Annotated in this window: 20 protein-coding genes and 1 pseudogene; 9 read left to right on the forward strand and 12 right to left on the reverse strand. The window is 38.7% G+C overall.

Annotated features, from left to right (window positions below):
• Positions 1-8 precede the first annotated feature (8 nt).
• Both PLEUR7319_RS0127915 and sufB read right to left on the reverse strand, forming a co-directional pair.
• A complete protein-coding gene (locus PLEUR7319_RS0127915; RefSeq protein WP_019508528.1) occupies positions 9-1052 on the reverse strand; it encodes a response regulator in 1044 nt (347 codons plus the stop codon).
• 584 nt (positions 1053-1636) lie between these two features.
• On the reverse strand, positions 1637-3076 hold the full coding sequence (sufB, locus tag PLEUR7319_RS0127920; RefSeq protein WP_019508529.1) for a Fe-S cluster assembly protein SufB: 1440 nt from the start codon (positions 3074-3076) through the stop codon (positions 1637-1639).
• A 250-nt stretch (positions 3077-3326) separates the two neighbouring features.
• Here sufB and sufR point away from each other — a divergent pair, with 250 nt between their 5' ends.
• A complete protein-coding gene (gene sufR / locus PLEUR7319_RS0127925) occupies positions 3327-3971 on the forward strand; it encodes an iron-sulfur cluster biosynthesis transcriptional regulator SufR (protein ID WP_019508530.1) in 645 nt (214 codons plus the stop codon).
• 10 nt (positions 3972-3981) lie between these two features.
• Here the strand turns inward: sufR and PLEUR7319_RS0127930 are convergent, their stop codons facing one another.
• Positions 3982-4536: an NUDIX hydrolase gene (locus PLEUR7319_RS0127930; RefSeq protein WP_019508531.1), complete on the reverse strand. Its 555-nt coding sequence runs from the start codon at positions 4534-4536 to the stop codon at positions 3982-3984.
• Positions 4537-4676: 140 nt separating this feature from the next.
• Between PLEUR7319_RS0127930 and PLEUR7319_RS0127935 the strand changes: the two genes are divergently transcribed.
• Positions 4677-5012, forward strand: coding sequence for a translation initiation factor (locus tag PLEUR7319_RS0127935; protein WP_019508532.1), 336 nt, complete (start codon positions 4677-4679; stop codon positions 5010-5012).
• Between the two features lie 354 nt (positions 5013-5366).
• Here PLEUR7319_RS0127935 and PLEUR7319_RS0127940 read toward each other — a convergent pair whose 3' ends face one another.
• The 3 genes from PLEUR7319_RS0127940 to secD all read right to left on the reverse strand — a co-directional run bounded on the left by PLEUR7319_RS0127940 (position 5367) and on the right by secD (position 8246).
• Complete coding sequence (locus PLEUR7319_RS0127940) at positions 5367-5738, reverse strand: hypothetical protein (RefSeq protein WP_019508533.1); 372 nt, start codon at positions 5736-5738, stop codon at positions 5367-5369.
• A 98-nt stretch (positions 5739-5836) separates the two neighbouring features.
• Positions 5837-6793, reverse strand: coding sequence for a protein translocase subunit SecF (gene secF, locus PLEUR7319_RS0127945; RefSeq protein WP_019508534.1), 957 nt, complete (start codon positions 6791-6793; stop codon positions 5837-5839).
• Between the two features lie 28 nt (positions 6794-6821).
• Positions 6822-8246, reverse strand: coding sequence for a protein translocase subunit SecD (gene secD, locus PLEUR7319_RS0127950; RefSeq protein ID WP_019508535.1), 1425 nt, complete (start codon positions 8244-8246; stop codon positions 6822-6824).
• Positions 8247-8304: 58 nt separating this feature from the next.
• On the opposite strand from secD, the gene PLEUR7319_RS0127955 reads away from it, so the two are divergent.
• The 4 genes from PLEUR7319_RS0127955 (at position 8305) to PLEUR7319_RS0127970 (ending at position 13574) form a co-directional block, all read left to right on the forward strand.
• The gene (locus PLEUR7319_RS0127955) at positions 8305-9828 is read left to right on the forward strand and encodes a recombinase family protein (RefSeq protein ID WP_019508536.1); all 1524 of its coding nucleotides are present in this window, start codon (positions 8305-8307) and stop codon (positions 9826-9828) included.
• A gap of 72 nt (positions 9829-9900) precedes the next feature.
• Positions 9901-11049 carry a 7,8-didemethyl-8-hydroxy-5-deazariboflavin synthase subunit CofH gene (cofH, locus tag PLEUR7319_RS0127960; RefSeq protein WP_019508537.1) on the forward strand — a complete coding sequence of 383 codons (1149 nt, stop codon included), beginning with the start codon at positions 9901-9903 and terminating at the stop codon, positions 11047-11049.
• A 122-nt stretch (positions 11050-11171) separates the two neighbouring features.
• On the forward strand, positions 11172-12110 hold the full coding sequence (locus tag PLEUR7319_RS0127965) for a UDP-glucuronic acid decarboxylase family protein (RefSeq protein ID WP_019508538.1): 939 nt from the start codon (positions 11172-11174) through the stop codon (positions 12108-12110).
• 117 nt (positions 12111-12227) lie between these two features.
• The gene (locus tag PLEUR7319_RS0127970; RefSeq protein ID WP_019508539.1) at positions 12228-13574 is read left to right on the forward strand and encodes a UDP-glucose/GDP-mannose dehydrogenase family protein; all 1347 of its coding nucleotides are present in this window, start codon (positions 12228-12230) and stop codon (positions 13572-13574) included.
• 319 nt (positions 13575-13893) lie between these two features.
• Here the strand turns inward: PLEUR7319_RS0127970 and PLEUR7319_RS0127975 are convergent, their stop codons facing one another.
• From PLEUR7319_RS0127975 to PLEUR7319_RS0128005, 6 genes and pseudogenes are all read right to left on the reverse strand, one after another.
• Positions 13894-14289, reverse strand: a complete 396-nt coding sequence (locus PLEUR7319_RS0127975; protein ID WP_019508540.1) for a hypothetical protein — start codon at positions 14287-14289, stop codon at positions 13894-13896.
• Between the two features lie 235 nt (positions 14290-14524).
• Positions 14525-15371: pseudogene (locus tag PLEUR7319_RS40275) on the reverse strand (IS630 family transposase).
• A gap of 167 nt (positions 15372-15538) precedes the next feature.
• Positions 15539-16237 (reverse strand): class I SAM-dependent methyltransferase, encoded by a 699-nt coding sequence (locus tag PLEUR7319_RS0127990; protein WP_036799179.1) that lies wholly within the window; start codon positions 16235-16237, stop codon positions 15539-15541.
• Positions 16238-16245: 8 nt separating this feature from the next.
• Positions 16246-17730 carry a carotenoid oxygenase family protein gene (locus PLEUR7319_RS0127995; RefSeq protein WP_019508545.1) on the reverse strand — a complete coding sequence of 495 codons (1485 nt, stop codon included), beginning with the start codon at positions 17728-17730 and terminating at the stop codon, positions 16246-16248.
• A gap of 174 nt (positions 17731-17904) precedes the next feature.
• A complete protein-coding gene (locus PLEUR7319_RS0128000) occupies positions 17905-18189 on the reverse strand; it encodes a hypothetical protein (protein WP_019508546.1) in 285 nt (94 codons plus the stop codon).
• Positions 18190-18399: 210 nt separating this feature from the next.
• Positions 18400-18900: a hypothetical protein gene (locus tag PLEUR7319_RS0128005; protein WP_019508547.1), complete on the reverse strand. Its 501-nt coding sequence runs from the start codon at positions 18898-18900 to the stop codon at positions 18400-18402.
• Positions 18901-19066: 166 nt separating this feature from the next.
• Here PLEUR7319_RS0128005 and PLEUR7319_RS0128010 point away from each other — a divergent pair, with 166 nt between their 5' ends.
• The 3 genes from PLEUR7319_RS0128010 to PLEUR7319_RS0128020 all read left to right on the forward strand — a co-directional run bounded on the left by PLEUR7319_RS0128010 (position 19067) and on the right by PLEUR7319_RS0128020 (position 25505).
• Positions 19067-19603, forward strand: a complete 537-nt coding sequence (locus PLEUR7319_RS0128010; protein ID WP_019508548.1) for a phycobiliprotein lyase — start codon at positions 19067-19069, stop codon at positions 19601-19603.
• Between the two features lie 453 nt (positions 19604-20056).
• Positions 20057-21274, forward strand: coding sequence for an exonuclease subunit SbcD (gene sbcD, locus PLEUR7319_RS0128015; RefSeq protein ID WP_019508549.1), 1218 nt, complete (start codon positions 20057-20059; stop codon positions 21272-21274).
• A 253-nt stretch (positions 21275-21527) separates the two neighbouring features.
• Entirely contained in the window at positions 21528-25505 is a 3978-nt protein-coding gene (locus PLEUR7319_RS0128020) for a magnesium chelatase subunit H (protein WP_019508550.1), read from the forward strand.
• The last annotated feature ends 370 nt before the right edge of the window (positions 25506-25875 follow it).

Below are 25875 nucleotides of genomic sequence, written 5' to 3' on the forward strand. Positions count from 1 at the left end.
AATACCTCCTAGTTTTGATACTGATTTTGATAAATTTCGATGCGATTTCGTCCATGTTGTTTGGCAAAATAGAGTGCTCGATCCGCAGTCATGATTAAATTTGAAGCTTGAGAATTATGTGCAGGAATTGTACTGGCAACACCTAAACTAATTGTTAGGCGATCGCTTATTTCTGAAGTTGCATGGGCAATATTCAAGGCTTTAACCTGAGAGCGAATATTTTCAGCAACTACCGCGGCACCATCAATGTCAACATTAGGTAAAATTACGATAAATTCTTCACCACCATAACGTGCTACCAAGTCTTTAGAACGTTTGATTGTGGCATCAATAGTCTGGGCTACTTGCCTTAAACATCGATCTCCTTGGGGATGACCATAGGTATCGTTATACAGTTTAAAGCGATCAATATCAATCATAATTATCGATAATGGCACCTGATTTCTGATGGCATCACCCCATTCCCGCTCCAGAAAATCTTCCAAACGATAACGATTAGCAATGCCCGTAATTCTGTCGGTCGTAGCCAGTAAAAATAGCTTTTTGAGTTCCTGATTTTGGTACTTTAGTTCAAAAGTACATTTTTTAACTCGTTTTTCTAATTCGCGATTTATTTGTTGTAAACGTTCTTCACTTTGAAATAACTTTTCGACGTGGTGCATTCGTTCAATAGCATAATTAATCGAACGTAGCAATACATTTATCGTCGTTTGTTCTTTGACTAAGTAATCTTGAGCTCCTTGTCTAATAGCTTCTAGAGCTAAAGACTCATCGTTTAATGTTGTTAATAGAACTATCGGTAAATTTGGGACTATTTCTTCTAACGATAAAAAAGTAGCTAATCCATGACTATCTGGCAAACTAAGATCGAGCAAAACAACATCAAAACTTTCTTGTTGTAAACATTGAAGTGCTTTTTCAAGTCTTTCAACGTGAGTTAAATTGAATCGAACTTCTCTAGTGTCGGCTAATTTTTTTCTCAATGAAAATGCATCTTCTTGGTTATTCTCAACTAACAGAGTTTTAATTTGCTTTTGCTTGATATTGGACATTAATTTGTAGTGAATATTAACCAAAACAAAATCAATATTTTTAATCTTAATGATTGCTAAGCTTTATCCGGGATGGTGTAATATAAATAACATTTATGCTCTGATTTAAGATGCTTCTCAAATTTTACAGTCATGACGCTAGGTAATTTTATGACGAATTACTAATTCATTACTTTTTCATTAACAGATATTCGTATTTTGCATGAAAACAGTGAAAGGTTCGGATGATCATAACAACATGTATCTTAAGATAGATTGATTCCAGTCCATCTGCTTGGGATTTGTAACGGTTATTACTTTTGTTGAACTTTTATTACCAGTTTCCATTCTAAAAAACTTTGAGGAAGAAGCCAGAAGATGCCTTTTAGGTTGTGGTTAACTTACAGTAAGAAAATAAAATTATTAGCATTGTATGTAACAGAAGAAATAATATTCAAAACTTAGATAACTATAAAGTTTTTTCAATCAGCAACTCAATAGAAGATCTTCTATGCCTTGAATCTCTCAGAAAACAAAAAAGGTGCATTGTCAAAACACACCTTTAGATTAAGTTTTATTAAGGTTAAAGTTAAAAGTAGAGATTATTATCCGACTGTTCCTTCTAATTTTAGGCTTAATAATTTATCTGCTTCGGCGGCAAATTCCATCGGTAATTCATTAAGAACATCTTTACAAAAACCACTAACTAACATGGAAACAGCATCTTCTTCAGAAATACCTCGTTGTGCAAAGTAAAATAGCTGTTCTTCGCCGATTTTGGCAGTGGAGGCTTCATGTTCTAATTTGGCAGTATTATTATCTACCTGGATATAAGGAAAAGTATTCGCCTCAGCATTATCGCCAATTAGCATAGAATCACACTGGGAATAGTTGCGCGCACCAGCGGCTTTGTTACCAATTTTGACTAAGCCCCGATAACTACCCTTAGAATCACCAGCGGAGATACCTTTAGAAATAATCGTGCTGCGAGTATTTTTGCCCACATGGATCATTTTTGTCCCTGTATCAGCCTGTTGCTTATTGTTAGTTAAGGCAATGGAATAAAATTCACCCACGGAATTGTCTCCTACTAAGACACAACTGGGATACTTCCAGGTAATCGCAGAACCTGTTTCTACTTGTGTCCAAGAGATTTTAGAATTAACTCCTTTACACAAACCACGTTTGGTAACAAAGTTATAAATACCACCTTTGCCGTCTTCGTCTCCGGCAAACCAATTTTGCACAGTAGAATACTTGATATCAGCATTATCTAATGCCACTAATTCGACTACCGCAGCGTGAAGTTGATTGGTATCAAACATAGGTGCAGTACAGCCTTCAAGATAGCTAACAGACGCACCCTCTTCGGCAACTATGAGAGTTCGCTCAAACTGTCCAGTATCGCCATCGTTAATCCGGAAGTAAGTTGATAGCTCCATGGGACAGGTGACACCTCTGGGAATAAAAACAAAAGAACCGTCACTAAATACCGCTGAATTTAAAGCTGCAAAAAAATTATCCGCTACAGGAACAACGCTCCCTAAATATTTTTGTACTAGTTCAGGATATTCTTGTAAAGCTTCAGAAATTGAGCAAAAAATCACTCCATCTTCTGCTAACTTCTCTTTGAAAGTGGTACCAATCGAAACACTATCAAAGATGGCATCTACTGCCACATTCCCCAATCTTTTTTGTTCGGAAAGAGGAATACCTAATTTGTCAAAAGTCTCTAATAAAGCAGGATCTACATCATCTAAACTACCCAACTTCTCTTGTTTTTTCTTCGGCGCAGAGTAATAAACAATGTCTTGATAATCGATCGCTGGATATTCAACATGAGGCCAATCAGGTTCGCTCATCTTAAGCCACTGACGATAGGCTTTAAGGCGAAACTCTAGCATAAATTCTGGCTCGTTTTTCTTGGCTGAAATGAGGCGAATGACGTCTTCGCTTAGACCACGAGGGATGGTATCAGTCTCAATATCGGTAACGAAACCATATTTGTAGGGTTGATTAACTAAAGTTTTAACGTTGGCACTCATAGTAAGGAATTAAATAGACTATTTTTTTCTGAGTTATTAAAATTTTATGGAGCAGTAACAGGGAGTATGGTTAATGCTTCGGTAAAATTAACTTAAGGGACTTGGTTGAAGGAAATTACTTCTGAGTTTAACAATAAATTTGTTGTTTAAGTATATTGTAGGTTACATTAACAATAAATTTGTTGTTTAAGTCAAAAAAAATCTTTTTGATATCATTTCTTTATTAGACCAAAATATAGCTCTCAAGACGATGACAACCACTGGTTTACCGTCTACCAAACAAAATATCCTGCAATATTTGCTCAAGCAGGGTCAAGCAACAGCCCAACAGCTAGCTCAAGACCTTGAGATTAGTGCGCAAGCAATTCGTCGCCATCTCAATGAATTGGATGCAGATGGATTAATTGAATACCAGTCCGTACAGCAGGGGATGGGTAGACCGCAGCATTTATACTATTTGAGTCCTCAAGGGCGCGATCGCCTTAGTCCGCATAAGTATGGTGATTTTGCGGTTTCTTTTTTAGATACTCTGGCGGAAACTGCGGGAGAGGAACAGGTTAGCAAGGTTTTAGAAAAACAATGGCAACGCAAAGCAGCCGAATATCGCGATCGCCTCGGTAAAGGAACTCTTAAACAGCGTATGGCTAAACTAGTTCAACTGAGAAAAGATGAAGGCTATATGGCGGAGTTGCATCAAGTATCACCCAAGAATAAGCAGCAGTTTATCTTGGTAGAACATAACTGTGCAATTTCTGAAGTTGCCGAGTCTTATCCCAGTATTTGTGGGCACGAATTGGAAATGTTTGCGGCTGTTTTACCAGACTGTATTGTGACCAGAACTCAGTGGATTAATGATGGAGAACATCGATGTGGGTACTCTATTGAGGTTAAGTAGAAGAGTACTTTTATTCCCTCTTGAGATAAGCTCGTGCCATATAAAAACTGGCGATCGATTTCCCATCTATAGGTTCACCAGCAAGAATAGCGGCTTCTAATTCTTCCTCAGTCATCAAGACCACTTCAATATCCTCATCGTCGTCTTGTTGAGGCGGCTCCTCCAATTTTTCTAAGTCTTGTGCTAAGAAAGCATAGATATATTCATCAGAATATCCAGGTGCCAGGATAAATTTGCCCATATCCTGCCATTTATTAGCTCGATAACCTGTTTCTTCCTCTATTTCACGTTTGATGGTGGCAAAAGGTGATTCATTTGCTTCTACAGTTCCCGCAGGAAATTCTAAGAGCCGCCCATTAACAGTAAAGCGGTATTGTTTAACTAAAATAAATTTACCGTCTGAAGTTACAGGAACAGCTAAGGCTCCTCCTGGATGGCGAATACACTCCCATTCTCCCGCGACACCATTGGGTAGACGGAGTTTGATTACTTCATAGTTAAACTTACGCCCTTTATATGAAAGTTTTTGCTCTAGAATCTCTGGGGGTTCATTGCCTACAGACATGGAAGTTGTTAATGATATTGTCAGGATTGCACAAACATCATATCCTAATTGGGGTTTCAGAATTGAGTAATTTTCGCCGCAGCTAGGAAGCTATATTTAACTAGATAAGTCTATTTTTTTCTAACAAGAGCAATTTAGAGATGGCTGCTAAACGTAAACGTATTGCTTATCAGGAATTTGGTAATATTGACAACTCCGAGGCGTTAGCAAGAGGAGTACCAGATTTACCACCCCAACAACAAGATATTCGGATACAGGCAACGCGATCGGGACGTAAAGGTAAAACGGTTACTGTTCTCACAGGATTCCAGCATAAACCTGAAACTCTAGCTAAATTACTGAAAAAACTCAAAAGTCAGTGTGGCAGTGGCGGTACCGTTAAAGATCAGAATTTGGAAATTCAGGGAGATCACAAGCAAAAGTTACTAGAAACTCTAACTAAACTGGGTTATAAAGCAAAAATAAGCGGTGGCTAATTTTGTCTCAAATTGGGAATGATGGGTTGAAATTAGATAAGAAAGACTAAGCAGACAAGAAAAATACGGGAGAAAATTTAATTACATTCACAAAGTTCAAAAAACTGTACCCTTAATGTGGATTAATAATGCTTGATTTTGAACTATTTTGTTGGTAATTTATCCTTCAAAACCTTATTTTTCTCTGGGGGAACTTTCCCCCAGACCCCCAGTTGGGGAAGTGACGGCTTCCCCAAGCCCCTTCGTAACTAAAGTTTCGGCAAGATATCTGCTTTGCCAATTAATTTTTACATGAAATGACGGGTTTGATTCACCTAAGACTGACTATAATTCTAATTACAACAGTCGAGTGAATTATTGAATCCATTTCCAAAGAGGATGTGTTGCTCCCTGTTTGAGAATTTTCTTAACCTGTTTTTCTAACTGACGTTGTTCCTGAGCAGGTAAACCCCAAAGAAGATTGCGACTTTGCCAGACTAATACAGAAACGGTAGTTCCTACGCAAAAAGCTAAGCAAAGAGTAGGGACGAAATTAAAGTGAAAACCGTAATATACTGCTGCCCAAGTGAAATAATCAAACCAAAGTGCAATTTCTTCTCTTAAATTCCAGAGAGCATAAACTCCAAATGTGAGCCAGTTGAACAAAATAAATAGCCAACGCCCATAAACGGTTAGTCGATATAGTTTGGCTACTTTTGACTGAAAATCAGATTTAAGTTTGCTCACTTTGCTTAGCTCAAATGCAGAATGTTTAAAAGCACCCCTACTGTCTAAATTAAATTAAATAATTTTGTTTAACCAGGTTATAGTTCATTTTTGCCAGTTTATTCGGATGCGGGCGAATCAGAAATCACTACTGAATCTTTTCCTTTACTATTTCTCCACCATGCCAGAAGGGTACTGGCAATGAAAATACTTGAGTAGGCTCCCAAAATAAAGCCGATAATTAAAGCTAAAGCGAAGAATTTTAGAGTTTGACCTCCAAAAAGGAATATACCCAAAAGGGGTAACAAAGTAGTCAAAGTAGTATTAATTGATCGCCCTAGGGTTTGATTGACAGCATTATCAACAATTTCGTTGATCGCTCGCTCTGGATTGGCAGCTAAATTCTCCCGAATGCGATCGTAAATTACTACTGTATCGTTGACTGAAAAACCAATAATAGTCAGTAATGATACTAAGAATAAACTGTCTGCTTCTAGACCGATGACTAAGCCCAAAACAGCAAAAATTCCCGCAGTAATGATTACGTCATGAAACAGGGCAGCGATCGCGAAAAGAGCGTAGTCAAACTGAAAACGAATACTTAGATAGGCAATAATGCCAAAAAAGGCAACTAGGAGGGCTAAGATTCCTGAAACGAATAGTTCTTCACCGATAGTAGGTCCAACAGAATCTATTTGGACAGTTTTACTATCAAATTTACCAATGGTATTACTTAAATCATCGAGTAATTTCCCTCTTTGGTCGCCATCGAGATTTTCCGTCCGCACAGAGAGAGTTTGTTTGTCTTCTCCTAATAGCTGAATACTGCTGTTACCCAGCCCTTGTTCGTCAAGAACTTGCCGTACTTGAGCTGTATCAATGGGTTGCTCACAGTTATTGGCAACAGTACAGTCTCTAGCAATCTGTAGACGAGTACCGCCAATAAAATCAATCCCTGGACGGATAGGTGCATTTAAACTGGTAAAAGAGACAACCATAGCAGCAATACTGGCGAGAATAGCTGTTCCCGAAATTGCCCACCACAAGCCGCGCTTTTTGGTAATACTAAATTTCATCATTTGATTATTGTTGATTTGTCATTGCCTACTGATTATTGGCTGCTGTATCTAAATTAGGGCAGAATAATTCTGGTTTTTGTCGGACTTTTGGCAGGCTAAGAACAGTTAATAACATCAGGGTGCGACTACAGGTAACGGCAGTAAACATACTAACTATGACTCCAATTAAAAGAGTGATCGCAAAACCTTTAACCAGTCCTGAACCGAGCCATAACAAAGCCAAACAAGCGATCGCCGTAGTCACGTTGCTGTCTAAAATACTAGAAAATGCCCGAAAGAAACCAGATTCTACAGAACGATAGAGGGTTTTACCGGCGCGTAATTCTTCTCTAGTACGCTCAAAAATAAGCACGTTAGCATCAACTGCCATGCCAATACTGAGAATAAAACCAGCAATTCCAGGTAAAGTTAAAGTAACCCCCACCAGGGCGTAACAACCCAAAGTTAACAGAGCATAAACAATTAACGCCCCATCCGCAATAATTCCTGGTAGACGATAGTAAACTGCCATAAAAATCAGTACCAAGACCAAACCAACACAAGCGGCAATAATACTGCGACGGATACTGTCTTGTCCTAAGGTTGCTCCCACTGTACGGTTTTCGACTACGGATACAGGGAAGGGTAAGGAACCTCCTTTAATCTGGATCGCTAAATCTTTTGCGCCCTCTAAATCAAAATTTCCGGTAATTACAGCTCTACCTCCCGCAATCCCGCGATCGGCAAATTCCGGTCCGACAACTGGCGAACTAATCAACTCATCATCCAGGAATATTCCAATACTACGACCTGTACCTGCCAAATTCTTGGTCAATTCCGCAAACTTTTTGCCTCCTGGATCGTCAAAATTAATTGCTACTTCCCAACGATTACCTGTAGCATCGGGTTGAGGACGAGCATCTGTAAGATTTGTCCCTGTTAAGCCGACGGATTCAAATAAACCAGCGATCGCCTGATTAGATTTTTGCAGAGATGTGGTAACTTCTGCCAGTTTTTCTTGATTTGATGGCTTTAAATCACCTTGACTTAAAATAGCTTGCTGTACTTTAAGCTGTTGTCTAACTTGAGATTCGGCTGCAAAGTCTCCTTCAGAACCTTGTTTTTGCTGCTTAAATTCTAATTTAGCCGTTCCTTTTAAACGTCTCTCCGCTTCTTGAGGTTCACTTTCTCCTGGTAATTGAATTAAGATTTTATCTTCCCCAATAGTCTGAACGGTAGTTTCGGAGACCCCAAATTCATTGATCCGATTCTCTAAAACCCTTTGCACTGCCTCAACATCGTCTGGAGTAGGTTTAACATCGGGTTGCTCTTTGGTCGGGTTAACTTGTATGGTTAATTGCGCTCCTCCCCTGAGGTCTAACCCTAGCTGCGGAGGAATGGTTGTTAAAATAGCGATCGCTGCTGCGACCAATGCCAAAATTAAAATTATATAGGCTCTTTGTTTCTGCATTTACTATCACCTGCCGTAGTTATGATGCAGATACACCATAACCAGTATTTTAATCAATATGATTGATTTGATTAACTCAGTTTACTACTTTAGATTGTCAACTGAGAAACAAGCATCAGCACCCCAAGCAATAAAACATTATGTAGACAGGGGTTTAAAAGCAGGGTTTAGGAAGGAGCAGATATTTTATGAGGTAGACAGTGGGACTAATGATAGTAGAAAAATCTATCAGAATATTTTAGACAGGGTGAGGAAAGGAAAAATTAGAAAAGTATATGTACCTGAGTTGACCAGATTCAGTAGGTCTGTAATGGGTTTTGAAGATGTGATGGAGGCTTTTAGTGAGGCTGGGGCTACTTTATGGAGTTTAGAAGGTACTGAATATAAATTTGATACTCCAGATGCTAAGTTAGCTTTGAGGATTCAGATATCATTGGCACAAAAAGAAGCTGAAATAAATGCTCTTAGGTCTGTTAGGGGGCATAAGTATCTTAGGGATAATGGAATCCCCATGAGAAATATATTTCCTTATAAGTTAATCAATGGAAAATTAGAACCTAATTTAGATAGGTATAGGGATCATCAAGAGACTTGTTGGGACGTAGGCAATTTTATTATCGATACTTTTATTCAGACTGCTAACTATAGTAAAACTCTTAAGTTAACCAGAGATAAATTTGGATGGGATGAAGAAACTGATAGGGATAAGAAATTTGTCATTAGTATTGCTGCTCTGAAAAAGTGGTTAAAACACGCCAACATAAGAGGACATATTCATTATGTAACAGTAGATAAATCGTATTACAATACCCATACTCCTCTAGTTAGTGGGGATAGATTACAGCAGTTAGACAATATCCTCTCTATTTCTCAACAAGGCAACAAATCGAATGTACTAACTAACTTATGGAAGGGAATATTATATTGCTCATGTGGAAGTAAGATGAGAGTCCAATTTAATAAAGATCATAAGTATATTACTTGTGCGGAGGCTAGTCCTAGCAGTTATACGGTCAAGAATAGAAGCAAGCAGAATAGATGTAAGTTAAAAGGTAGCTTTGGTTTGAGGATTGAACAGCTAACCAAATTGAGTATAAATGCCGCAGGTATTTTTGCTACCGAAATTGCCAATGAGATGGCAAAAGGTAAGGTTGAAGAGAAGCTAGAAGAACCTAAAGAACTACTCAAGTTAAGAGAAGAAATAAAGACATTGGAAAATACTGCTAAAAGTGTATCTGATTTAGAATATGTAATCGAACAAAAGAAAAAACAACTAAAGAACTTAGAGGCTAGTGTTTATTTAAAAAGTGATGATGAAGATACAGAAAAATTAAGATTAATAGAGTTTTTTAGAGATGCTAGAAATATTGAAAGGTATAGTAATAAGGAATTGTCAGCCTTATTTCATCAAGCATTCAGTAAGATAATTTGTCATCGCGGGGAAGTAAGTTTTATGAACAAGATTTACCCGAATAGATCAGTAAGTTATGATGCGTATTTTGAAATTGATGAGGTATCTTATAACATTAACACTAACAAAAAAGCAGTTTTGGCAATCTTGCAAAGGCAATTAAACCGTTAGCGATTGGCTATTAGCTGGTGATAGGATAAGTCTCTAAACCTATTCTATTACTTGTACTGATTAATATAAAACGTGGTTAATCAAACTCAAAATATATCAACGGTTGCTGATATTTTAAAAAAGGCTGAAAGTAGCTTAGATATCTCAGTTGTTGATGCTTTAAAATTAATTGAGCAAAAAGATATAGAAACTAGAGCAGCTATAGCTCATACAGCAGATCTGCTACGTCAAAAACAGGTAGGGGAAACGATTACTTATGTGATCAATCGCAATATAAATTTCACTAATATCTGTGAACAACACTGTAGCTTTTGTGCTTTTCGTCGTGATGCCGATGAAGCTGGCTCATTTTGGCTCGATACGGAGCAAATAATTAGCAAAGCGGCAGAGGCAATAAAGATTGGTGCTACCGAAATATGTATGCAGGGAGGATTAAACCCTCAAGCAAAAATTAATGGGACATCTCTTCCTTATTATTTGAAATTAATTACAGAAATTAAATTAAATTTTCCACAACTGCATCTTCACGCTTTTTCCCCCCAGGAAATTCAGTTTATTGCTCGAGAAGACAATCTCAGTTACGAACAGGTACTATTAGCTCTTAAAGATGCTGGTTTGGGTTCCATGCCAGGGACAGCAGCAGAAATACTTGATGATTCTGTCAGAAATATCATTTGCCCTGAAAAAATAAATAGTGCTACCTGGTTAGAAATAATTAGTCTCGCTCACCGTCTGGGAATACCCACTACTAGTACCATGTTGTCGGGTCATATTGAAACTCCCCAACAGCAAATAGCCCATCTAGCAAAATTGCGATCGCTCCAGGAAACTGCCATAGCGCATGATTACCCAGCCAAAATCACAGAATTTATCATCTTACCCTTTGTCGGGCAAGAAGCACCGGCGCCATTACGTCGCCGAGTGGGCAGAGATCAACCAAATGTACCAGATGTATTGCATTTAACAGCAGTTGCCCGTATTTTCCTGGGAAACTGGATAGTTAACCATCAGCCAAGCTGGGTCAAAATAGGTTTAGCAGGGGCAAAACTAGCTCTTCAGCAAGGTTGCAATGATATTGGTGGAACGCTGATGGAGGAACATATAACCACTATGGCTGGAGCACAGGGAGGTACATCCATGACAGTTGAGGATTTACAGCAGGCGATCGCTTCTTTAGATCGTCCTTATCAACAGCGAAACACTATTTACAAATATCTGTAAATAATCTGTAAATATCCGATGAGGTTTCCCTCTTAAATTGATTTAATCTCGCCAACATTACAACGTTAGTTTAATATTATTTCTGACAATAGTTAAATGAAAATCTAGTTAAATCTAATTGCATGAGAGTATTAGTAACTGGTGGTGCTGGTTTTATCGGTTCTCATCTTATCGATCGCTTAATGAAACAGGGTCATGAAGTTATCTGTCTAGACAACTTTTTCACCGGTCATAAGCGTAACATTCTTCATTGGATGGATAATCCTTATTTTGAATTGATTCGTCACGATATTACCGAGCCAATTCGTCTCGAAGTAGATCAAATTTATCATCTCGCTTGTCCTGCTTCTCCAGTTCACTATCAATATAACCCCGTAAAAACCATTAAAACTAATGTTATGGGAACGTTATATATGTTGGGGTTAGCTAAGCGGATTAAAGCTAGATTTTTGCTGGCTTCTACTTCAGAAGTATATGGCGATCCTGATGTACATCCTCAACCAGAAGAATATCGCGGTAATGTTAACTGTATTGGTATTCGCAGTTGTTATGACGAAGGGAAGCGTGTCGCTGAAACCTTGGCCTTTGATTACCATCGGCAAAATAATGTTGACATTCGTGTGATGCGAATTTTTAATACTTATGGACCAAGAATGTTTGAAAATGATGGTCGTGTGGTCAGCAACTTTATTGTTCAAGCACTGAAAGGACAACCCTTGACAGTTTATGGTGATGGTTTACAAACTCGCAGCTTCTGTTACGTTGCCGATCTGGTGGAAGGAATGATGCGACTGATGAACAGTGAACACATTGGTCCAATTAATATTGGTAATCCTGGTGAATATACGATTCTGCAACTTGCTGAAACCATTCAAAGAATGATTAATCCTGATGCTGAATTGACATTCAAACCTCTACCGCAGGACGATCCTCTACAGAGACAACCTGATATTACCAAGGCTAAAAATTTATTGGGTTGGGAACCCACAATTGATCTAGAAGAAGGTTTAAAACTCACCATAGCCGACTTTCGTTCTCGGATAGAAACTGAGAAAATTTAATTCTATTAATTCTAGAAGTATTCTGTATCAATCTCTTACGGTGCTTGATTTACGGATCGAGTTACATCGAGAGTAGAAAATTAAAAAATAATAGATAGCAAGAGGTTAATTAATTTTATGCGTGTTTGCGTTATTGGTACTGGATATGTCGGTTTGGTAACTGGCGTTTGTTTATCTCATATCGGACACGATGTAATTTGTGTTGATAATAACGAAGAAAAAGTAAAGTTGATGCAGTCGGGACAATCGCCTATTTATGAACCAGGGTTATCTGAACTGATGCAGTCTTCTGCTGAATCTGGAAGATTAACTTTTACTTCTGACTTAGCAAAAGGAGTAGGTCATGGAGAAATCCTCTATATTGCTGTGGGAACTCCACCTTTGCCAACAGGAGAAAGTGACACACGCTATGTTGAAGCTGTAGCTCGTGGTATCGGCACTCACTTAAAGGGCGAATACAAAGTGATTGTTAACAAGTCTACAGTACCTATTGGTTCTGGTGACTGGGTACGGATGATTGTTCTCGATGGTCATAAAGAATCTGGTAGTAACATTGAACCTCACTTTGATGTGGTTAGTAATCCTGAATTCTTACGTGAGGGTTCGGCAGTATACGATACCTTTAACCCCGATCGCATTGTTTTGGGTGGCAATAGTGAAAAAGCGATCGCCATGATGCAAGAACTCTATCAACCTCTTGTGAAACGCGAATTTGCCGAGGATAAATCCTTGCCTCCTGTTCCAGTGGTCGTTACCGATCTTAGCTCTGCTGAGATGATCAAATATGCGGCTAATTCATTCTTGGCAACTAAAATCAGCTTTATTAATGAAGTTGCCAATATCTGTGATCGTGTTGGCGCAGATGTTACCCAAGTTGCTCAGGGAATCGGTTTAGACTCCCGTATAGGGGGCAAGTTCTTAAATGCTGGTATTGGTTGGGGTGGTTCTTGTTTTCCTAAAGATGTCTCAGCTTTAGTTCACACTGCCGAAGACTATGGTTATGAAACTGAACTATTGAAAGCAGCAATTAATGTCAATCAACGTCAGCGTTTACTAGCTCTAGAAAAGCTGCAAAATGAGCTGAAAATCTTGAAAGGTAAAACCGTTGGCTTACTGGGACTAACTTTTAAGCCAGATACAGATGATATGAGAGATGCGCCTGCACTAGACTTAATCGAGCAACTCAATCGTCTTGGTGCCAGAGTTAAAGCTTACGACCCTATTGTTTCTCAATCAGGTTTGAGTCATGGTTTATCTAACGTGATCATTGAAACTAATGCTGAAATGTTGGCGGATAGTTGCGATGCCCTAGTTTTAGTTACCGACTGGAAAGAATTCCTCAAATTAGACTTCAGCAAAATGGCTAAGTTAATGAGTAATCCTTTAGTAATTGATGGACGTAACTTCCTCGACCGAAAAACTGTTGAAGCTGGAGGTATTCGCTATGTTGGCATGGGACGATAATCGCCGCAGTGCAGCAACATAATCAGCATATTTTAAATTTCAATTAACAGTGCAAAGTAGTTTTCCTGCTTTGCATTTTTTTCTTGATTAATCAATTATCCCCACATCAGCTTTTTATAGCCGTACAAAGTTGTATTAGAACAAGTTTATTTGATTGCTCGTAAGTAACAAGTAATAAATAATAAGTAATGAGTGTCCTAATGTAAGTCCGTATTGCTATATATCATTTCAGTTTTTGGCTAGAACATATCATTTATTGGTTTTAGCTATCAGCTATCAGCCGCTAAAGTTATCTGTCTGAACTAAAAAGCAAATGATATTACTCACAAAAATCGCTTAAACCCTTGTAAATTCTGGATCTCCTCTCAGACAAATTTAGAAATGAACTATCTAGATACTTGGAGGAAATATCTTCAAACTTCATATCTGGTTTAAAGCCTTTATCTTTCTCCCATTGGGCATAATAATTAGGCAATTTACGATTATAGTCAATGATCGCAGTTAGCAATTGTTGTTCCAAACAAGCACTATATTTTTCAATCCAGAGATTTCTAGCATATTCAGTAGAAATATCGCTACAACCACTAATTTCTCCAGATACACGGTAGTAAGTATCGCAGCCGATAGCTTCAGCTTTTTCTGTTTTGATGCCAGGAAAAGCGAGCATCCCAATTGATAATAATATCAAGCTGATTACATGAGAAGAATATTTCATTGTTTTAAAGCAGCTCTTCTACCTTAATTGTATTGATTTAACTACTTTAAAATTATGTTTAATGTGATAACGTTACATTCCCTCAGATTGAATTTTTGTTGTCTTCTAAGGCAGATAGTTTGGTATTAATGGGGTACACCATTAACTATTACACAGACTTGAAATCATCTTTTCAGCCAAGCTTGAGTGTTCTGCTGTAGCTTTTGAGTCAACAACCAGTAAATAATTCTTATAGTCATTCCAAATAATTTCCGTACGATTTCACAATGTCATCTAAAGAAGTACCTGGAGCAGAATAAATACGTCTTTTTTTAATAATGGCAAAGTCTTGTTCAATACGGTTAAAGTCAGGAGAGTAAGGTGGTAAGAAAAGAACTTTATGACCAGCTTGTTCGGCAATCTCAAACACATCATTTTTACGGTGAAATGGTGCATTATCCAGAATCAAAGTTGAATTAGGTTCAAGTTCAGGAAGAAGATACTCTTCTAGCCATTGGTTAAACCATAATGCATTGGTACTACCTTGGAATAAAACTGGAGCAAGTAAGTTCTTCCCTCTTTTGGCAGCAATCAAGCTAGTACGCGTTCCTCGCCTACCACTTCGCTCTCCATAAGACTTCTGTCCGCGTTTCGACCAAGCATAGGGACGATATGTGTTTGCCTCAAAACCTGATTCATCTAAATAAACTAGATTTGATGACCCTTGTTCGGTAACAATTTGACGTAGACTTCTTAGGAAAGTAATTCTTTGATTGTGCTTGCGCTCACTATATCTGAGAGTTTTTTTTACGGGTCAACTTCATCCTTCGGCTAGCATACCAAATAGCATTTATGTGTACCCCAAAATGTTGCGCGCGTTCTCTAAGTAAAGCGTCTGGATATTCTTGAATATGCTGAGATAAAGCTGACCAATCCAGCTTTCGCTTTCTTCCCTTTGGCTGCTGCGGAGTTAAATCTTCTCGCTGACACCAATCATTAACGCACCATAAACTTACCTTGTATCGTCGAGATGCTTCTGCCTTTGAGCCACCATCAAGAACAAATTCCACTACTCGTTTGCGTAAATCAATGCTGTAAGTCATTCCCTCAAAACTATTTTGAATCTCTTTTTCATTATTCCATATTTCATATGTTTCCTATTTGGAATGACTATACCTCGGAAAAATTTAAGTTCTCAACCAGATGATACCAATCCAAACTTAAGAAATTTGCAGTTTAACTATTGATAATACTAATAACACGGAAACTTTCAAACTCCTGTTGTTTTCTTCATCTTAATTACAAGCATTTTATTACCTCCAGGTTGGAGTTCATAAGGTACTTCCTCAATCGTCACAGAATATCCCAGATTAATAAACTCAGCCATAATACCATCGAGGTAGGGTGAAGTTTCTTGCATCAAGGTTAACAGAGGAAATATTCTTACTTCTCGGCTAACCCTGAGCATTTCTTTGATTGAGGCACTATGAAAATCACGATCGCAATGTTCTGAATACAAAAATAGAAAATGGGAACATAAAGCTAAGTCATAGGTTTGATCTGTGAAATCAAGCTGGGGCAATTCCTGAGCTAGATATCTTCCTTCTTGAAAACCTTGCTCATAATCCTGAAGAAAAATCTCCAGAGTTTTAATGCGACTTGCTTTTAGAGCTTGGGGTGATTGATGATAACTCCAGACCCAATTCTTAGGTGTAGCGATGATCTGATCGATGATATTGTCCACCACAGCATCAAATCGTTGTTTAATTTCTACCCCGCTAAACTGATAAATCGGATCAATTGAGGTGATTTTTGCACCTCTAGCTGTACCTTCAGCATTAAAGCTGGCTGGACCGTCACCTACCCCTAAAATCCGCTTTCGTAAATCACTTGGGGAGAGATTGAACATCTTAATATATTCGTCTAGCGATCGCCCAAAAGGAACAACCTCTTCTAGCTTCATGACCATGATCTTAATTAAATAAACACTTCGTCACACCAACTACCATGTAAGCCGTAAGGAATATGATGTTCCAGATGAAGCAAGGCGATCGGCTCTCCAGCTAAATTTTCTCCATCTAAAATGGCCAGGCAAGAACGATGCTTGTCACCATCGTAAACTACCGTTAATACCCAACCTGCATCTTCCCTTTCAGCATTAGGCTTAGGAACAAAAATTGGTTCACTAGTGTAACCGCTGGGGGTAAAAGAATGTAACTGACGCTCTCCTGTTTCTAAGTCTAATTTCAAAATTGCTTGTAGAGGGGCATTATGTCCAGTATTGTTAGCTGCTGCACCTATATATAAATAGCGATAATCTCGACCAACTTTATTTGGGTTATGGGTCGGAAATTCACAACAGCGACTCTCTAACATCTGACGCTCAACAGTTCCATTCTCAAGGTTTAAAGAAAATCGCCATAACTGTCCTGGATCAAGACTGTCGAAATCAACTTCTTTGTAGTTGGAGTCAGGCTGGACTTGGGGTAAAGTCTCATAAGTAATAGAATCAATATGTATTTTATTTCCCTGCTCAAAAGCATTAGCATGGTGGAAAACAAAACCAGATTTTACCTTAAAAGTTCTAATTTCCTTGTTCTGGGGATCGCGAGGAATTAAGACGATGTTAGTGGGCTGTTCGGGCTTAAACTCAACACATTCTCCTGCACCACACATTCCAAACACAAAGGGCAAGGGATTAAAATTAACTGGGTTTTGAAAAAAGATGGCATATTGAGGAGTAATTATAAAGTCATGAATAAACGAAAAACCGGGAATACTATGGGCATGACGACGCAAGAGTTTACCATCAGGGGCAAATTCAAACAAGGTAATTTTACTCGAAAGCCCTGGATCAACTCTAAAGTTAACTAGACAGGGTGCGCCTCCATCCAGTTCACAACTAGGATCTACCCAAGGATGTGCTGAAAATGCATCACCTGGTTCTAAGACTCCATCGAGGTAATCTTTACCCAAAGTATCTAAATTTTTGGGGTCTAAACGATGAGGTTCAGCAGCTTCCCAAAGGGCCAGTAATTTTCCACCCCAATAAATTACCCCAGTGTTGGCAATATTCTTAAGCTTGACATCAAATACATTATTGAACCAACCTCCAGGTTTTTGAGTGCCAAATACTCCTCGATAGAGAATTTTACCTGCTTGTTGCTCCTCGAGATAAGCCTCTGTTTGCACAAAACGATTACGATAATATGCCTTACCATCCTTAAAAGAAAATGCACTGATCATACCGTCCCCATCAAAGGGATGATAGATGGCTGAACCACCAATATCTAATAAACCAGGACCATTACGAAATAATGTTCCAGATAATTCAGGAGGAATCTGACCTTCTATTTCTGTGATTTCGTACTCATATTCGTTGGGCTGAGAATCATAACCCCGTTTCCATTCTTCGATATTGTAAGTTTGGTTGTTAGCTGTTTTAGCAATGGTATTGGTCATGATTATAGTTAGCGTTTTGTAAAAGGAAATTGCCGAACTTAAAAACTTGTCAACTTTCTATCTATAATATCAAGATTTGTAAAGCTATTTCTATATCTCTAATGTTAATCCCATGTTGAATATTCAGAAAGAGGGAAAAACAAATCCCGTGAGGAGAGGATGTAAATGTTAATCTTAAACACTATAGTCATCTGCTTCACCGAGGCTAGAAGAAGATAACACTTTTTGTTCAAGATAATTTATTTCTTCTAAAGACAAAGTGGGCAATGCATCTTCTACTATCCACTTAGAAACATAATTGTTACCTAAATCTTGACTCAAACTATGTAAAAGCATATGTATCAAACTTTGATTTTTAGTTCTTATTGCCTCTCGAAAAACAGCTAAAGCGATCTCTCTTTTTGGCAATTGAGCCAGCATCAAGCCAAAATTATTGATTAAAGACTTCTGGTTATCCATCAATTAAACTATTTAATTTAAACAGTGTAATTATACCTATCAATATAAGTAATAGTCTAATTAGAGCGATACTTTTTAGTTCGGATAAGCAAAATTTATAAACTTTGTCTTCAGAGTTTTTGGGCGCTCGCGCGAAGCGCGGTGGTCAAGCAAATCGCGGAGCCTGGACGGAGTCCAATCGCCTCTGGCGTTAAGCTTCGATCAATCGTTCTACTTGTCCACAATTAAAATCAACTGATTTCCTTTAATTTGGTCAATAACTTTCTCTACTCCTGAGGCTTCTACTTCGATTAGAGAAATTCCTCGATCAATATTACCTTTCAAATATATTTCTCCTGCTGATTCACCACCAAGATCGATATTTCCTAGTATTTGTTGTGTTACTGGGTCGAAATTAAATTCAAAGTAAGTTCCTGTGGCAACTCCATCAACTATGTTTTTATAAGTCTCAATTATTTCTCCAGAAGGATCGTAAAAGTTAACTTCCATCGAATCTAAAACCTGAGTCTTTCCCAGACCATGTTCTGCAATCATCTCTGGTGTTTGAGTTTTGTTATAGCTAAATCTTGCTTTAACTTGATAGCCTGTGGAGCCGTTAAATTGCAAATCCTGAGTTAAAGCTGTTGCTGGAAAAATAAATAGGAAACTAATAATTATGGCGATCGCCCAACTTGTAATCAACTTTACAAAAGATTTTTGATATTTTGCCATACTGAACCCTGAGAACATAATCTAAATTTTTAAGCATAAGAAAACTGTATCTAAAGGATTACTCTTAGTTAATGTTAGCTGTGATATATTAAGAAATATTACGCATAAAGTCTTTTTTGTTGACATAAAGACTCTTGTATATATAAGTAAAAGAGGTTGAGTCTCAATGGTATTTGCGGAAACATCAAATATTGTCTTACAGTCATTAGCGGTAGATTTTTTCCGTAAGTCTGAAGGTAGCTGGAATTCTCAAAGACGCTACTACAGCTTGAATCAAGATGTCGAACCCCAGGAAGTAGAAAGTTATCTAACAGTTTCCTTTTTGGAGCAGGGTGCATCGGAATTAATTGAATTAGCCCAAAGTCATCAACTAGCTGATTTAGAAGCTTTAGTTTGTGGCACAAAAGTCACCTGGGAAAGTAATTACACTAACGAAAGTCGTAAACCAGTTACTGGTTCTACTGTATTTGGTGTTTTAGGTAACAAATTATATCGCGATCGCGGTTTTGCAACTTCTAAACCAATTATTGCGGTATGTTCTTTTACCAACGCTGATACTATGGCTCTTCGTACAGAATACAACTCAAATGTATTTGAAGAAGAAGTGAAATTAGTTGGTAGTAAATATCGCACTAGACAGACAATTATTTCCCGTGCCGGGCAAGAAATCACCATCGGTCAATATTTGGAAAAGAGAGTTTAGGTTTAACCAGCTATAAGCTGTAAGCTATAAGCTATAAAGTTTAGTTAATTACGTTTAGTGTGAATAAAGTTCACTACATTAAATTGGTGAGCACCTTATCTTCAAAGATATTCAGGAACTTAATTAAAATAACCGATTGCCAATTAAAAATTGCGAGCAAAATGAAGATTACGAAAACAGATATCGTAGCTAAATTTCTTTTATAGCAGGGGTTTGGGGAGGCTATTTCCTCCCCAATGGGGGGTCTGGGGGGTTAATCCCCCAGGAACAAATGTGGTTTTTAAGGATAAATTATCTACCAAAACAATGGTATCAATCTATTTCAATTCACACCAAGCGTTAAATTATAAGGGTTTAAGCTAGGATAAAAGATCGTTTATTCAAATTAATTCATCTATACTTGTAGGTGCTATGCATTGCCAAGTCATTATATGGGAATGACTATAAATATAGATGATTAAGATTCTTCATTTATCCGATATACATCTTGGAAGTGGATTTTCCCATGGCAAGATCAACCCTGAAACGGGAATTAATACGAGACTAGAAGACTTTGTTAATACTCTCAGTATCTGTATCGATAGAGCGATCGCCGAACCAGTTGACTTAGTACTATTTGGTGGAGATGCTTTTCCCGATGCTACGCCTCCACCGTATGTGCATGAAGCCTTTGCGAGTCAATTTCGTCGTTTGGCAGATGCCGAAATACCCGCAGTACTGTTAGTGGGTAATCACGATCAACACTCTCAGGGTAATGGTGGAGCCAGTCTATCTATCTACCGTACTTTAGTAGTTCCAGGATTTATCGTCGGCGATACGATCAAAACCAACCGCATCTCAACCCGTAACGGCGATATACAAGTTATCACCTTACCTTGGTTAAATCGCTCCACTTTATTAACCCGTCCTGAAACTGAGGGATTAGGACTAGCCGAAGTTAACGAACTTTTGATTAAGCGTTTACAACCTGTCTTGGAAGCAGAAGTTCGCCGACTAGATCGTAATATACCCACTATTTTATTGGCTCATCTGATGGCAGATCGCGCTAACTTGGGTGCAGAGAAATTTCTGGCGGTGGGCAAAGGCTTTACAATTCCTGTCTCGATGTTAATTCGTCCCGAATTTGATTATGTTGCCCTAGGTCATGTCCATAAACATCAAAATCTCAACCCGACTAACGATCCCCCCATTATTTATCCTGGAAGTATTGAACGGGTAGACTTTAGCGAAGAAAAAGAAGACAAAGGTTATATTTTATTAGAAGTTGCCCCAGGTAAAGTTGACTGGGAATTTTGCCCTATTCCTGCCCGTCCTTTTTTAACCATCGAAGTAGACGTTTCTCAAGAAGAAGATCCCTTAGAAGCAGTTTTACAGGCGATCGCCAAACAGGAAATTGAAGAAAAAGTTGTTCGTTTTATCTACAAACTTCGTTCTGAACAACTAGATTTAATTAACACTTCGGCAATAGATAGAGCATTACAAAAAGCTCACACCTATAGTATTCGTCCCGAATTAATCAGTCAATTAGCACGACCTCGTTTACCTGAATTGGGTGTGGGCAATACTCTCGATCCAATAGAAGCCTTAACAACTTATTTAAATAACCGAGAAGATTTACAAGATATTAAAAAGGATTTATTGGGAGCGGCTAAAAGTTTAATGAATAGCTAAACAGATATCATAGTAAACTTTTGTAAAGATAATACCTGAGTATATACTCACAATTTTTGTAAAAGTTTGTTACGTAATATTTCGTTATTTTTATCGAATTGTGTCAAAAGAGGGGTTTGGCAAAATTGCGATAACGTTTTTTGATAAAAATACTCTACATAAGCATAATCCTGTTGTCTGGGTAGGTAAAGAGCGAGCTTACCCTAATTACCTTTGAAACATCGCCACTTTTACTTAAGGAGAGTCAAGTTATATGTTCACCCAGGTCAAGTCCACCGTTCGTCACGTTAAGCCAGATGCCGTTAACGGACGCGATCTATTGAGGGTGGTCTATGTCGTGCTGGAGCCTCAGTACCAAAGTACCCTTACTGAAGCAGCTCAGTCGATTAATAGCAATAATCCCCACTTAGCCGTTGAATTGAGTGGCTATTTAATAGAAGAGTTAAGAGACGAAGAGAACTATCGAAACTTCCAAAATGATGTTGCTCAAGCCAATATATTTATTGCATCATTAATCTTTGTCGAGGATTTAGCCCAAAAGGTAGTAGAAGCAGTGACTCCCCATCGCGATAATTTGGATGCAGCGGTGGTTTTCCCTTCCATGCCTGAGGTAATGCGCCTCAACAAAATGGGAAGCTTCTCCATGGCACAGTTAGGACAGTCTAAGAGTGCGATCGCCCAATTTATGCGGAAGCGCAAAAACAAGTCTGGCAGTTCTTTCCAAGATGCGATGCTCAAGCTGTTGCGGACTTTGCCTAAAGTCTTGAAATACCTACCGGTCGAAAAAGCTCAGGATGCTCGTAACTTTATGCTGAGTTTTCAGTATTGGCTGGGTGGTAATGCCGATAATCTAGAGAATTTCTTATTGATGCTGTCGGATAAATATGTTTATCCAGATAAGCAAGAAAATGCGATTCAATATGCCGAACCAATTGTCTATCCAGACATGGGTATTTGGCATCCTCTCGCGCCCAAAATGTTTGAGGATGTTCAAGAATACCTCGATTGGTTTAATAGTCGTCGAGATATTTCTGATGATCTTAAAGATCCTTTGGCTCCCTGTGTTGGCTTAGTATTGCAACGCACTCATTTGGTTACTCAGGACAATGCTCATTATGTAGCTATGGTGCAGGAATTGGAATGTATGGGTGCCAGAGTCATCCCAGTCTTTGCTGGGGGATTAGACTTCTCTAAGCCTGTAGATGCTTATTTCTGGCAGGAAAGCCAAAGTCAGGCAATAGTTGACGTAGTAGTTTCCCTAACTGGATTTGCCTTAGTTGGTGGTCCCGCAAGACAAGATCATCCCAAAGCGATCGAGTCCTTGAAACGCCTCAACCGTCCTTACATGGTGGCATTACCACTAGTATTCCAAACGACTGAAGAATGGGAAGAAAGTGATTTGGGGTTACACCCTGTACAGGTAGCATTACAAATTGCTATTCCTGAATTAGATGGGGCGATCGAACCCATAATTGCTTCTGGTAGAGATGGAGCAACTGGTCGCTCCATTGCCCTCCAAGATCGAGTTGAAGCGATCGCTAGAAGAGCGATGAAGTGGGGTAGTTTACGTAAAAAACCAAAGTTACAGAAGAAAGTAGCTATTACAGTCTTTAGTTTCCCCCCTGATAAAGGAAACGTCGGGACAGCGGCTTATCTAGATGTATTTGGCTCCATCTACGAGGCCATGAAAGGCTTAAGAGATAACGGCTATGAAATCCAAGACTTACCAGATTCTCCCCAAGAGTTAATGGAGGCGGTAATTCATGATGCCCAGGCACAGTATGCCTCTCCTGAATTAAATATTGCCCATCGGATGTCTGTCGAGCAATATGAACGTCTAACTCCTTATTCAGTGAGTTTGGAAGAAAACTGGGGACCTCCACCAGGACATCTCAACAGTGACGGTCAAAACCTTTTAATTTACGGTAAGGAATTTGGTAATGTTTTCATTGGCGTGCAACCTACCTTTGGTTATGAAGGCGATCCGATGCGATTACTGTTCTCTCGTTCTGCTTCTCCTCATCATGGCTTTGCGGCTTATTACACCTATTTAGAACATATCTGGAAAGCCGATGCAGTACTGCACTTCGGTACTCATGGCTCACTAGAATTCATGCCAGGGAAACAGATGGGAATGTCGGGAGCCTGTTATCCCGATAGCTTAATTGGGAGTATTCCTAATATCTACTACTACGCAGCAAATAATCCTTCTGAAGCAACGATTGCGAAACGTCGTAGTTATGCTTCTACCATTTCTTACTTAACCCCTCCTGCGGAAAACGCTGGTTTATATAAGGGTTTAAAAGAACTAGGAGAATTAATTGGTTCTTATCAGAGTTTGAAAGATGGCGGTAGGGGTATTCAAATTGTTGATACGGTGATGGATCAGGCGCGGATCGTCAATCTGGATCAAGATATTGATTTTCCTGACCACAGTGCCAAAGAAATGACCCAAGTGGAACGGGATACGATTATTGGTTTGGTTTACAAAAAACTGATGGAAATCGAATCCCGTCTCTTACCCTGTGGCTTACACGTAATTGGTAAACCTCCCACCGCAGAAGAAGCGATCGCTACTTTGGTTAATATCTCTAACCTAGACCGGGAAGAAGAAGAAATAGTCTCCCTGCCCAGAATTATTGCGAACAGCATTGGTAGAGATATCGATGAAATATATGCGAATAACGATCGGGGAATCTTAGAAGACGTTCAACTTTTCCAAGATATTACTCAAGCAACTCGCGCTGCTGTATCTGCCCTAGTCAATGCTCAAATTGACGCGGAAGGCAGAGTATCAATGGTATCTAAACTAAACTTCTTTAATATCGGTAAAAAAGCACCGTGGATTGAAGCCTTGCAAGAACACGGTTACAAAAATGTCGATACTGAACTTCTCAAGCCTTTGATGGAATATCTGGAATTTTGTTTAGAGCAGGTATGTGCAGATAACGAACTTGGTGGTTTACTAAAAGCTTTAGAAGGGGAATACGTCTTACCTGGACCTGGTGGAGACCCCATCCGTAATCCTAATGTTCTACCTACTGGTAAGAATATTCACGCTCTCGATCCTCAAGCGATTCCCACCTTAGCCGCAGTTAAATCAGCCAAAATTGTGGTAGATCGTCTGATCGAACGTCAAAAAATTGATAATGGCGGTCAATATCCTGAAAGTATTGCTTGTGTACTCTGGGGAACCGACAACATCAAGACCTATGGTGAATCGTTAGCACAAATTATGTGGATGATTGGGGTGCGTCCTGTACCCGATGCTTTAGGTCGAGTTAACAAACTTGAACTGATTTCACTAGAAGAATTAGGTCGTCCTCGAATTGATGTTGTGGTTAACTGTTCTGGAGTCTTCCGTGATTTGTTTATCAATCAGATGAACCTGCTAGATCGGGGAGTCAAAATGGCAGCAGAAGCTAATGAACCCATTGAAATGAACTTTGTTCGTAAACACTCCTTAGAACAAGCAGAGGAAATGGGGATCAACGTACGCCAAGCAGCTACTCGTATTTTCTCGAATGCTTCTGGTTCATACTCTTCTAACATTAACCTAGCGGTAGAAAACAGCAGTTGGGAGGAAGAAAAAGAACTTCAGGATATGTACCTCAATCGTAAATCCTTTGCTTTTAATTCTGATAATCCTGGGGTAATGGATGAAAGCCGAGGCTTGTTTGAATCTTCCTTGAAAAAAGCTGATGTTACTTTTCAGAATCTAGACTCATCTGAAATTAGTTTGACTGACGTATCTCACTACTTTGATTCTGACCCGACTAAAATCGTTTCTAGCTTGCGAGATGATGGTAGAAAACCTACTGCATATATAGCTGATACTACCACTGCTAATGCACAAGTCCGAACTCTATCGGAAACAGTACGTTTGGATGCCCGTACTAAATTACTAAACCCTAAATGGTACGAAGGTATGCTCAGTCACGGTTATGAGGGCGTTCGTGAACTATCTAAGCGTTTGGTTAATACTATGGGTTGGTCAGCTACAGCAGATGCAGTTGATAATTGGGTATATGAAGATGTTAATACTACCTTCATTGACGATCCTGAAATGTGCAAACGTTTAATGGATATGAACCCCAATTCCTTCCGTAAGATTGTTGGAACTCTCCTAGAAGTTAACGGTCGTGGTTACTGGGAAACTAGTGAGGAAAACCTCGACAGATTGCGGGAATTGTATCAAGAAGTTGAAGACAAGATTGAAGGTATTGATTAATATCTGATTCAATCTGAGCAATTTAATTATGTTACTTAGGGGTGTTCTACGGAACGCCCTTAATACAGCGGTGTGCAAACAAGTTAAGTATTGATTGATGATGTAGAACCATAGTAATTGACTCCCTTAAACTTTTGTTATGCTCTATAAGCTCAATTTAAGTCATTTTGACTGTGGGACTCCAAAACTAATATCTAGCGATCGCTTTTCTTGGATTGGTTAAAACTCTGAATCGTATTGCTCAGGCTACTAATACACGACTCCATATTTCCTTTATTCCTCAAGATTAATGGGACATAAAAAATTTCAAAAGTCTCAATAGGATAAAATCCTGTGATAGTTAGCTTTTAGGTCATTCTTCATTCACAAA

It is taken from the genome of Pleurocapsa sp. PCC 7319, from assembly GCF_000332195.1.
Lineage (GTDB): Bacteria > Cyanobacteriota > Cyanobacteriia > Cyanobacteriales > Xenococcaceae > Waterburya.

Bases quoted from the DNA above. Each gene is read 5' to 3' on its own strand.
- PLEUR7319_RS0127915 (WP_019508528.1), bottom strand. From the start codon at position 1,052: ATGTCCAATATCAAGCAAAAGCAAATTAAAACTCTGTTAGTTGAGAAT.
- PLEUR7319_RS0128000 (WP_019508546.1), bottom strand. From the start codon at position 18,189: ATGGATAACCAGAAGTCTTTAATCAATAATTTTGGCTTGATGCTGGCT.
- PLEUR7319_RS0127995 (WP_019508545.1), bottom strand. From the start codon at position 17,730: ATGACCAATACCATTGCTAAAACAGCTAACAACCAAACTTACAATATC.
- PLEUR7319_RS0127975 (WP_019508540.1), bottom strand. From the start codon at position 14,289: ATGAAATATTCTTCTCATGTAATCAGCTTGATATTATTATCAATTGGG.
- sufB (WP_019508529.1), bottom strand. From the start codon at position 3,076: ATGAGTGCCAACGTTAAAACTTTAGTTAATCAACCCTACAAATATGGT.
- secD (WP_019508535.1), bottom strand. From the start codon at position 8,246: ATGCAGAAACAAAGAGCCTATATAATTTTAATTTTGGCATTGGTCGCA.
- PLEUR7319_RS0127970 (WP_019508539.1), top strand. From the start codon at position 12,228: ATGCGTGTTTGCGTTATTGGTACTGGATATGTCGGTTTGGTAACTGGC.
- sbcD (WP_019508549.1), top strand. From the start codon at position 20,057: ATGATTAAGATTCTTCATTTATCCGATATACATCTTGGAAGTGGATTT.
- PLEUR7319_RS0127930 (WP_019508531.1), bottom strand. From the start codon at position 4,536: ATGTCTGTAGGCAATGAACCCCCAGAGATTCTAGAGCAAAAACTTTCA.
- PLEUR7319_RS0127955 (WP_019508536.1), top strand. From the start codon at position 8,305: ATGATTGATTTGATTAACTCAGTTTACTACTTTAGATTGTCAACTGAG.
- PLEUR7319_RS0128005 (WP_019508547.1), bottom strand. From the start codon at position 18,900: ATGGCAAAATATCAAAAATCTTTTGTAAAGTTGATTACAAGTTGGGCG.
- PLEUR7319_RS0128020 (WP_019508550.1), top strand. From the start codon at position 21,528: ATGTTCACCCAGGTCAAGTCCACCGTTCGTCACGTTAAGCCAGATGCC.
- PLEUR7319_RS0128010 (WP_019508548.1), top strand. From the start codon at position 19,067: ATGGTATTTGCGGAAACATCAAATATTGTCTTACAGTCATTAGCGGTA.
- PLEUR7319_RS0127965 (WP_019508538.1), top strand. From the start codon at position 11,172: ATGAGAGTATTAGTAACTGGTGGTGCTGGTTTTATCGGTTCTCATCTT.
- secF (WP_019508534.1), bottom strand. From the start codon at position 6,793: ATGAAATTTAGTATTACCAAAAAGCGCGGCTTGTGGTGGGCAATTTCG.
- PLEUR7319_RS0127935 (WP_019508532.1), top strand. From the start codon at position 4,677: ATGGCTGCTAAACGTAAACGTATTGCTTATCAGGAATTTGGTAATATT.
- PLEUR7319_RS0127990 (WP_036799179.1), bottom strand. From the start codon at position 16,237: ATGGTCATGAAGCTAGAAGAGGTTGTTCCTTTTGGGCGATCGCTAGAC.
- sufR (WP_019508530.1), top strand. From the start codon at position 3,327: ATGACAACCACTGGTTTACCGTCTACCAAACAAAATATCCTGCAATAT.